Genomic DNA, 2,941 nt, shown 5'->3' on the forward strand with positions numbered 1-2,941 from the left:
CGCATCCCAGCCGGTCCATGCCTGCGCATCGCGATCAAAAAACGCCCAGGCATGATGATCGGGCAGATACCAGCAGATCGCAGAACGCGCCTGCTCCCCATGAAACGCGCCAGGATCAGTGATGCAGGCGTCACGCATGGCATTCCAGCCGGCGGAATCGCGGACCGGATTGGTGCGGGCTGGACGAACAGGGGGCGCCACAGCAGCCGGCGCGGGGCTAACCGACGTCAGCGGACTGGCCTGAACTTCAGGGGCGATTTGGACGGAAACATGGTGTCGATACTCTCCTGCCAGTCAGCCACGACATGATTCCCAAACCATGCCAAGCGTTTCTGACGAACGAAACTAATGTCTCCCGCCGCGCAGATAACACATTATTTCTTGAGGGGGTAAAGTATCTGCTATTGTTGGTGATAGCGGGCGATGGCGCGCGACACCGACTGCATCAGCTGCATCCGCGCCGGAATGGGCGCGCTCGTTTCACCGAGCATCACCGCTACGGCATAGCGGGTTCCATCGGGCGCGGTCATGATGCCGACATCGTTATAGCCGGTCGATACCGGCGGCAGATCCTGCCCGGTTCCCGTCTTGTGGAGGAACCGCCAACCGGCTGGCACGCCCGCTTTCAGACGGTTGGGGCCACTTTTCGTGCGGGTGAGCGTGTCGAGCATCAGCCGGGTTGATTCGGGCGACAGCAGCTGGCCCAGAGCCAGCCGCGCCAGTGCATCGACCATCGCCTCGGGGCTTGCGCCATCGATGGGGTCAGCGACATAGGCCGACAACAAGTTGCGCCGACGGTCAAGCGGCACGCGCGCACGCTCGGCCTGAAAGGCGCGACCCGCCGACAGCTCCTGCCGCCACTGGACCCCGGCGATGCCGCTCTGCAGCAAGCGTTCGCCCGGGCCAAAGCGGATATTATTCAGCCCCTTGCGACGCAGAAAATCGTTAACTGCCGCCGGGCCCCCTGCGGTGCGCAGCAGCGCATCATTGGCGCTGTTGTCGCTCGCGGTCAGCGCCTCATCGATCAGCGACCTGACGCTCGCCTCGACCCTGCCTTCGCGCGCCACGCGGGCGGCGAGCGGCTGGTGGAACAGGGTGAGGTCATCACGGGTAATCGTCACCGGCGCATCGAGCCTCAGTTCGCCGCGATCCACCCGTTCAAGCACGGTCATCGCCACCCACAGCTTCGATACGCTTTGCTGCGGGAACAGCTCAGCCCCGCGCTGGCCGATCACCCAGTCGCCGTCGATCCGCCGCACCGCGATGCCGGTTTTGCCGGGAAAGGCGCGCCATAACGCCGCGATTTCTTGCCGCAGTCCTTCGGGCACGCTTGTGGACGCGCGCGGCGCCAGCTGAGGCGGCAGCGGCTGGACGGTGACGATGCGCGGCGCGGCCTGTCGCGGTGGCTGCGGCTGCGCCACCTGCCTTGGCGTTGACGCACAGGCGGCGAGCGCGGTGGTGGCCAGGATCAAAAACAGCGAACGGACAAACATGGGGAGGCTTTCTGCTCGGCACATGGGGTTAGCGCCATATTGCGGCAAAGGGATGTATGCGCGGTTAAGCGATCTAGCGCCGAGTTCCACGCCACCGGAGAATTTTGCGGTGAATGAGTCCATCAGCGCGGTGAACGGCTTTTTCTCTCGCTCTGATGCCAGAAGCTAACCTTTGGCAGGCAACTGGGCTACTAACGGATCGTCGCCCCTGTTGGCCTCTCCCTTGATGGCAGAGGCAGCGAGCCTTGGTGGCTTTGCCACCTAGTCGCAGCGGTGAGGGTGATGGTGCGTCTGGGCGAGGTGTCACAATCCGGAGAGATCACCCCCACCCAACCCTCCCCCATCGAGGGGGAGGGCATTTGCAGTCCACCCTGGAGCAGAGGAAAGAAATTACGGCTCCAGCACAGTATCTACCGCCTCGGGCAACAGCTCCGGATAATCGCTGTTGAAATGCAGCCCCCGGCTTTCCTTGCGCTCAAGCGCGCTGCGCACGATCAGCCCGGCGACTTCGACCAGATTGCGCAGCTCGACCAGATCGGGGGTCACGCGGAAATTGCCGTAATAGTCATCGACCTCGCGGCGCAGCAGATCGACCCGGTGCAGTGCGCGCTCCAGCCGCTTGGTGGTGCGCACGATGCCGACATAATCCCACATGAACCGGCGGATTTCTCGCCAGTTGTGCTGCACCACGACCTCTTCATCTGAATCGGTGACGCGGCTTTCATCCCACGGCAGGATTGCGGGCGGCGGGGTGAGCTCATCCCAGTGCGCGATGATATCCTGCGCGGCGGCATCGCCGAAGACAAAGCATTCGAGCAGGGAATTAGACGCCAGCCGGTTGGCACCATGCAGGCCCGACTGGCTGACCTCGCCTGCCGCATACAGCTTGGGCAGATCGGTGCGGCCATTGAGATCGATCAGCACCCCGCCGCAGGTATAATGCTGCGCGGGCACCACCGGAATCGGATCGCGGGTGATGTCGATGCCCAGCCCCAACAGCTTTTCATAGATCGTCGGGAAATGGCCCTTCACGAAATCCGCCGGCTGGTGGCTGATGTCGAGATGCACATAATCAAGCCCGAGCCGCTTGATCTCATGGTCGATCGCGCGTGCCACGACATCGCGCGGGGCGAGCTCAAGCCGGGGGTCGAAATCGCCCATGAAGCGATAGCCGGTATCGGGGATCAACAGGTGCCCGCCCTCACCGCGCACCGCCTCGGTGATCAGGAAATTCTTGACCGTGAGGTTGAACAGGCAGGTCGGGTGGAACTGCATGAATTCCATGTTCGAGACGCGCGCGCCCGCGCGCCAGGCCATCGCGATGCCATCGCCGGTGGCACCGCGCGGCGCGGTGGAAAAGAGGTAGGTCCGACCCGCGCCGCCCGTCGCCAGGATTGTAGCACGGGCGGTGTGCAGGCTCACCCGGCCACTAGTACGATCGACCGCAT

Annotated in this window: 2 protein-coding genes; both read right to left on the reverse strand. The window is 63.7% G+C overall.

Features of this window, described 5'->3' with window-relative positions:
- Positions 1-401 precede the first annotated feature (401 nt).
- Entirely contained in the window at positions 402-1,493 is a 1,092-nt protein-coding gene (gene bla, locus ACEW8G_RS01050; RefSeq protein ID WP_373486598.1) for a class A beta-lactamase, read from the reverse strand.
- Between the two features lie 390 nt (positions 1,494-1,883).
- A partial coding sequence (locus ACEW8G_RS01055) for an FAD-binding protein (protein WP_373486599.1) occupies positions 1,884-2,941 on the reverse strand: 1,058 nt, incomplete at its 5' end.

The organism is Blastomonas sp., from assembly GCF_041747255.1.
Lineage (GTDB): Bacteria > Pseudomonadota > Alphaproteobacteria > Sphingomonadales > Sphingomonadaceae > Blastomonas.